This is a genomic window from Actinomadura sp. HBU206391, assembly GCF_014323665.1.
GTDB lineage: Bacteria > Actinomycetota > Actinomycetes > Streptosporangiales > Streptosporangiaceae > Actinomadura_C.
Map to the genome: position 1 here is coordinate 1 of NZ_JABVEB010000288.1, position 6,489 is coordinate 6,489.

Below are 6,489 nucleotides of genomic sequence, written 5' to 3' on the forward strand. Positions count from 1 at the left end.
CGACGCGCCGAACAGCTCTCTGCGGCGCAGGAATACCCCGATGGCCAGGCAGAGAGCGGAGACGATGCTGACCGCGATCGAAACGTAGATCAGCGCCAGTCCGTCGAGGCCCACGACCTCGGTACCCGAGTTGCCGAATACGACGCCCGTGATGAGCAGGGCGATCGCCAGCACAACGAATAGGCCACTCAGGATGATCACAGGGTTTCTCTCCCTCTACAGGACGAGCGCCAGCCCGGTGTAGCCGCATCGGCAAGAGCGCCGACGAGATGTCGACGACATCCGCGGCGCGACCGATGGCAGACATTACCGGCTGTCGCGCCTCTCACGAGCACGGCATGACTGTCGGCTCAAAGAGAGTTCCACACTCCGCGCGACGCCACAATCTCAACGCCTCTCGTGCGGGGGATTGTCGCCGACGGCGTGGAATGCACCGGTGCTGCTGTGCTGCGCGTGCTGGATGTGCTGAGGCGCCTCGGCCGGCGGTGGCGGGAACGGGGTGGGTCCGGTGGCGGAAGGGCCGCCCGGCTGCCCGTTACGGCTCTCGACATGCTGAATCGCGTTCTGCGGAGCCGTCTGCGGTCCACTGGGATTCGGGCCGGTCGGGAACGCACCACTGTCGTTGGTGCTCGCGTCGAGTTCGCGGAGCTGCCCCTCGAGATAGGCCTTGAGGCGGCTGCGGTACTCACGCTCGAAGGCACGGAGGTTGTCCACCTCGCGCTCGAGCTCCTCACGCTGCTGCACGAGAGAACCCATGACCTGGCGGTGCCGCTCCTGGGCGTCGCGGTCGAGCGCCTCGGCGCGCGAGCGCGCCTCGCTGACGACCTGGTCGGCCTGGCGGCGGGCCTTGCCGAGGATCTCCTCGGCCTCCCGGCGCGCACGGCCGAGCGTCTCGTCGGCCTCCCTGCGGGCGTCGGCGATCGCCTGGTCGGCGGTCTGCTGCGCGAGGGCGAGCACCCGCGCGGCCGTGTCCATGTTGTCCTCGCTCGTCGGCGCCATGCTCAGGCCGATCGAGGGCTCGGGCTCGGGCTTGGGCTCGGGCCGCGGAGGCTCGGGGATGGGCGAGATGTCGGGCTTGGGCTCGACGATCGGCGCCGCCATCGCGGGCACCTTGCCACGCAGGCACTCGGCCAGCTTGGCCCTCAGTTCCTCGTTCTCCTGGATGAGCCGGTCGAGTTCCGCCTCGACCTCGTCGAGGAAGGCGTCGACCTCCTCTTCGTCATAACCCGGCCGCAGCCGGGTGGTACTGAACTGCTTGTTCCGCACGTCGGCGGGTGTCAACGGCATGTTCGTCTCCTTGGCGCGCTTGGAGTCTGTCCCAAAGGACGGTATCCGATCAGAGCCCCCCCACGAAGATGATCATGATGTAGACCACGAAGAAGAGCACCATGAAGCTGAGGTCCAACGCCACGTTCCCGAGCCGCAGGGGTGGGATGAACCGTCTCAGCAACTTCAGTGGTGGATCGGTGACCGTGTACGTGACCTCGGCAAGCACCAGCACCACCCCCGTAGGACGCCATTTCCGCGCGAAGGACTGCAGCGTCTCCAAGACCAGCCTCCCGATGAGCAGTAGGAGGAAGAGGTACAGCAGTGCGCTCAGCACGGTTCCAACAGTTGTCACGGGCACTCTCGCATGTGGCGGTCAGCTCTGGTTGAAGAATCCTCGTTCTGCCATCCGGGCTTTGTCCTCCGCGGTCACCTCGACATTGGCCGGCGACAACAGGAACACCTTGTTCGTAACACGCTCGATGCTCCCGTGTAGGCCGAACACGAGACCTGCCGCGAAGTCGACGAGACGCTTGGCGTCACTGTCGACCATCTCGGTCAGGTTCATGATCACTGGCGTGCCCTCACGGAAGTGTTCCCCGATGGTTCTGGCTTCGTTGTACGTCCTGGGGTGCAGCGTAGTGATGCGCGCAAGGTCAGTGGTAGCCGAGTCGTAGATTGCCACGGAGCGCCGCTCACCGCCCGACGGAGCGTGACCGTGCTCGCGGTCTGCGGACTCCACCGTCCGGTTGGCCTGACCGGCGGGTTCCTCCCCGGTGCGGCGCCGCTCGGCGGTCTCGTCATCGTAGACATCGTAGTCGTCGTAGTCGTCGTCGTAGCGGTCGTCCTCCACGAGGCCGAGGTAGACCGCCATCTTGCGCATCGCGCTGGCCATATGTCCCTCCGTCGCCTCTCCGGTGCAGACCTGTCCCCGGCGACCGCTCGCCGATCGATACTCGGATCCGCGGGCCGCCACGCCTATCCGACGGAGCCCACTTGGGGGGACATTACCTGACGATTGCCTGTCGGCCACCGAGCAACGCCGTACCGACACGCACGTGTGTCGCGCCACACGCGATCGCCTGCTCCAGGTCTCCGCTCATACCGGCCGAAATGATCTTTGCGGCCGGGTGCGCCTTCCGCACCTCGCGCGCGATCTCGGCGAGCCGGGCGAAGGGCGGCCCCGGGTCGGCTCCGAGCGGTGCGACGGCCATCACACCGCCGAGTTCCAGCCCCTCCGCCGTCGCCACGGCGTCCGCGAGGCCCGGCGCCTCGGCCGGCGTGAGCCCGCCCCGCCCCTCGGCGCCGGCTTCGAGCGAGACCTGGACCAGACACCGGAGCGTTCGTCCGGCCCGTACGGCCTCCGTGGACAGCGCGGTGACCAGTCTCGGCCGGTCGACCGAGTGCACGACGTCGGCGTACGAGACCACCGACCGTGCCTTGTTGGTCTGCAGCCGCCCGACGAAATGCCACGTCAGCGGCAGGTCGGCGCAGTCGGCGGCCTTGGGGGCCGCCTCCTGGTCACGGTTCTCCGCGACGTCGGTCACGCCGAGGTCGGCGAGCAACCGCACGTCCGAGGCGGGGAAGGTCTTGGTCACCGCGATCAGCGTGATCTCACCGGCGTCCCGGCCCGCCGCCGCGCACGCGGCCGCGATCCGCTCGCGCACGGCGGACAGGTTCGCCCTGACGGCCTCGCTGCGGATCACGGCTTGAGCCACACGTAGCCGGCGAACCGGCCGGTCCGGCCGTCTCGCCGGTAGGAGTAGAGGGCCGGGGTCTCCATGGTGCACCGCGGGTCGCCGCCGATGGCCGCGACTCCGGCGGCACGCAGCTGGGCGGCTATCCCCGCACGGATGTCGAGTGCGGGCGTGCCCTCGCGGGTCGTGGCGCGGGCCTCCGGCACGACGGCCGAGACCTCGTCGCGCAGCCCGGCCGGCACCTCGTAACAGCCTCCGCACACCACGGGCCCGATCATCGCGCGCAACCGCGAAGGCACGGCACCGTGCTCGCACATCGCGGTCACCAGGGCGGGCACCACCCCGAGTGCGGTGCCCGGGCGCCCGGAATGCGCGGCGCCGACGACACGGGCGACCGGGTCGGCGAGCAGCACGGGCGCGCAGTCGGCCACGAGCACCGCGAGCGCCAGGCCCGGCTCGGTGGTCAACACCGCATCGACTCCGGGCGGGTCGGTCTCTCCCGACGGCGGTGGCAGCGGCCCGGTCGCCACGGCGACCTCCGCTCCGTGCACCTGGCGCATCCACACGGTTCGGCCGGCGGCCAGCCCGAGCGCCTCTTCGACGATCGCCCGGTTCTTCCGTACGGCCTCAGCGTCGTCGCCGACCGCACCGCCCAGATTCAGCGAGTCGTACGGCGCGGAGCTCGCCCCGCCCTCCCGGTCGGTGAAGGCCGCTCCGATGCCCTCACCGAGGTCGACGCGTCCGACCACTACTTGAGGAAGTCGGGCACGTCGAGGTCGTCGTCCTCGTCGAACACGACCGGGCGCCGCCGTACCGGTTCACTCGCAGTGACGCTCGCCGCGGACGGCTCCGTCGCCGGCCGCGGCACCTTAGGGCGCGTCGCGCTCTGCGCCTCACGCTCGTCGACATCGTCGGACCGCGAGGCCGGCGACTCGTCGCTGTTCGCTCGCTCCTCCTGCCCGACGGCCGAGTCGTCCTGCGGCACCGGCCGGGGCGCGACGGACTCGGACACGACGGATGACACCGGGACCGCCGGAGCGGTCGGCGGCGGCGCCGGGCGTGGCGGCGGCGGTGGGGCGGCGGGCCGGCCGGACTGGGCCGTCCGCTGGCTCTGCGCCACCGGCAGCGGCGCGGGCTTGGACGGGGCGCCCTCGTCGAAACCCGCCGCGATGACGGTCACCCGCACCTCGTCGCCGAGGGCGTCGTCGATGACCGCGCCGAAGATGATGTTGGCGTCGGGTGCCGCGGCGTTGGAGACGAGCTGGGCGGCCTCGTTGATCTCGAAGAGACCGAGATCCGAACCACCCGAGATGGAGAGCAGCACACCGTGCGCGCCGTCGATGCTGGCCTCCAGCAGCGGGCTCGAGATGGCCATCTCGGCGGCCGCGACCGACCGGTCGTCACCGCGGGCCGAGCCGATGCCCATGAGCGCCGAACCGGCGCCGGACATGACCGACTTCACGTCGGCGAAGTCGAGGTTGATCAGACCCGGGGTGGTGATCAGGTCCGTGATGCCCTGCACACCGGAGAGGAGCACCTGATCGGCGGCCTTGAAGGCGTCCAGCACGCTGACCTGGCGATCGGAGATCGACAGCAGCCGGTCGTTCGGGATGACGATGAGCGTGTCCACCTCGTCGCGCAGCGTCTCGATACCGGCCTCGGCCTGCATCGCACGGCGCTTGCCCTCGAAGCTGAAGGGGCGGGTGACGACGCCGATGGTGAGGGCCCCGAGCGAGCGGGCGATGTTGGCCACGACCGGCGCCCCGCCGGTGCCGGTGCCACCGCCCTCGCCGGCCGTGACGAAGACCATGTCGGCGCCCTTGAGGACCTCCTCGATCTCCTCTCGGTGGTCCTCCGCGGCCTTGCGGCCCACATCGGGATTGGCTCCGGCGCCGAGTCCGCGGGTGAGCTCACGGCCGACGTCGAGCTTGACGTCGGCGTCACTCATCAGCAGCGCCTGGGCATCTGTGTTGATCGCGATGAACTCGACGCCCTTGAGACCCTCCTCGATCATCCGGTTGACGGCATTGACGCCGCCGCCGCCAATGCCGACGACCTTGATGACCGCGAGGTAGTTCTGCGGTGCTGCCACGACGAGGGGCCTTTCCGCTCGTTCTATCGAACCGGCCGGCCCAGTCCTTGAACCGGTACCGCCGCGGTGTTGCTGACACAGGTCTTTTCTGGTGGATCGGGGTGACCGGCGCCACGCCCAACCCTCACCCTCAAGTTGAGGCTTAGAGTTATGTCAACCTGAGGGCTGATACGGACAGTAGGTGCGGTCAACCTCCAGGGTCAACTAACCCGGCACGAACTGAACCGGCGTGTCGCGGTGGGTCCGTGTTGCCCCAGTTGATAAGCCGTCGCACCCCCGCACCTCCCCCGGATCACGAACCGATCTTCCCAGCCTGCCCCATGGAACACCTCGAAGGCCGGGCGGCGACACGCGGTGTCGCCTGTCACAGCGTCTCGCATCAACGCCCCCGCGTCCCGCATCCCTGCGTCGAGCGCGTGTCTCTCACCGGGTCGTGACGACCTCGGGCGAGCTCACGTCGACGGTGCGAGCCGCGCGCCCCTCGGGCGTGGCGAGCAGGGCGTCGATCAGCCGCACCTTCTCCTCGGACCGCTCCGCGGCGCCCCACACGACGGTCGTCCCGGCCTTGAACCGCAGGGTGACCGACTCGGCACTGGACGCCTCGATCTGGGCGAGCCGCCGCGCGAACCGGACCGGCAGGTCCCCCCGCACCTTCAGCGCCGCGGCCGTCGCGGGGTCGGTTGCGCTCGGGTTCGCCACGACCAGTGCCGGTAGGCCGCTCGGCCGGCGTGAGGTGGTGACCACGATCACGCCGTAACGGTCCATCTCGTAGTACTTCCGCGCGCGCTCCACCACCACCACGGGCACCCGCTCCCTGACGACGATCCGCACCGTGGCCGGCCAGCGCCGCTCCACGCGTGCGGACTCGACCTCGGGCAGCCGCTCGACACGGTCACGTACGACGTCGGTGTCCATCCGGACCATCGGCGTGCCGAGCGGCACCCGGGCGGTCGTCACCACACGGTCGCGGGGCAGGATCTTCACGCCGGTCACCTGGACATGCCGGACGACCAGGAGCCGGGATCCGAGCAGCACCCACGCGGCGGTCGCGAGCACGCCGACGACCAGCAGGGCCACGCAGATGACCTTCCAGCGAGTGGGCCGCCGCGAGCTCGCCGGCTCCGCCGGAGGCCCGTTCGCGGCACGCTCCCGTCCCGCCACCGTGCCGGTATCCGCCATCGCCGCCCGCCCATGCCGTGGAGAGTCTCGTCAGATGATGGCCCGAACCCCGCTCACGACCGAGCCCCCACGCCGACCGTCCCGCAAGGACCGTTGTGGAAAGACCCCCGATCATCCCTACGCCGAAGCGCCTTGCGAGGGGCGCCGCGCTGTCTGGACTGAGGAACGAGCGCTCGGGAGCGACGAGGGAAGACAGCGCGTCAAAGCGCCCCGAGCCGCCGCGCCGGAGGCGCGGCCATCAACGCAGCAGCTCGG

Annotated in this window: 8 protein-coding genes; all 8 read right to left on the bottom strand. The window is 70.0% G+C overall.

Features of this window, described 5'->3' with window-relative positions; genetic code table 11:
- On the bottom strand, positions 1-201 hold a 201-nt coding region (locus HKK72_RS34325), incomplete at its 3' end, for a hypothetical protein (RefSeq protein WP_222721502.1).
- 186 nt (positions 202-387) lie between these two features.
- Entirely contained in the window at positions 388-1,287 is a 900-nt protein-coding gene (locus tag HKK72_RS34330) for a DivIVA domain-containing protein (RefSeq protein ID WP_187238579.1), read from the bottom strand.
- A 49-nt stretch (positions 1,288-1,336) separates the two neighbouring features.
- Positions 1,337-1,621 (bottom strand): YggT family protein, encoded by a 285-nt coding sequence (locus tag HKK72_RS34335; RefSeq protein ID WP_187238580.1) that lies wholly within the window; start codon positions 1,619-1,621, stop codon positions 1,337-1,339.
- 21 nt (positions 1,622-1,642) lie between these two features.
- The gene (locus tag HKK72_RS34340) at positions 1,643-2,161 is read right to left on the bottom strand and encodes a cell division protein SepF (RefSeq protein ID WP_187238581.1); all 519 of its coding nucleotides are present in this window, start codon (positions 2,159-2,161) and stop codon (positions 1,643-1,645) included.
- Positions 2,162-2,273: 112 nt separating this feature from the next.
- Complete coding sequence (locus HKK72_RS34345; protein WP_410050376.1) at positions 2,274-2,972, bottom strand: YggS family pyridoxal phosphate-dependent enzyme; 699 nt, start codon at positions 2,970-2,972, stop codon at positions 2,274-2,276.
- A complete protein-coding gene (gene pgeF / locus HKK72_RS34350; protein WP_187238582.1) occupies positions 2,969-3,712 on the bottom strand; it encodes a peptidoglycan editing factor PgeF in 744 nt (247 codons plus the stop codon). The genes HKK72_RS34345 and pgeF overlap by 4 nt, the downstream gene beginning before the upstream one ends.
- Positions 3,712-5,055 (bottom strand): cell division protein FtsZ, encoded by a 1,344-nt coding sequence (gene ftsZ, locus HKK72_RS34355; RefSeq protein WP_187238583.1) that lies wholly within the window; start codon positions 5,053-5,055, stop codon positions 3,712-3,714. Before ftsZ ends, pgeF begins: the two co-directional genes overlap by 1 nt.
- A 423-nt stretch (positions 5,056-5,478) precedes the next feature.
- Positions 5,479-6,234 carry a cell division protein FtsQ/DivIB gene (locus tag HKK72_RS34360; RefSeq protein WP_222721503.1) on the bottom strand — a complete coding sequence of 252 codons (756 nt, stop codon included), beginning with the start codon at positions 6,232-6,234 and terminating at the stop codon, positions 5,479-5,481.
- Positions 6,235-6,489: the final 255 nt, after the last annotated feature.

What these genes read in the sequence shown, in the direction of transcription:
- HKK72_RS34340 (WP_187238581.1), bottom strand. Translation starts at nt 2,161, where the DNA reads ATGGCCAGCGCGATGCGCAAGATGGCGGTCTACCTCGGCCTCGTGGAG.
- HKK72_RS34330 (WP_187238579.1), bottom strand. Translation starts at nt 1,287, where the DNA reads ATGCCGTTGACACCCGCCGACGTGCGGAACAAGCAGTTCAGTACCACC.
- HKK72_RS34360 (WP_222721503.1), bottom strand. Translation starts at nt 6,234, where the DNA reads ATGGCGGATACCGGCACGGTGGCGGGACGGGAGCGTGCCGCGAACGGG.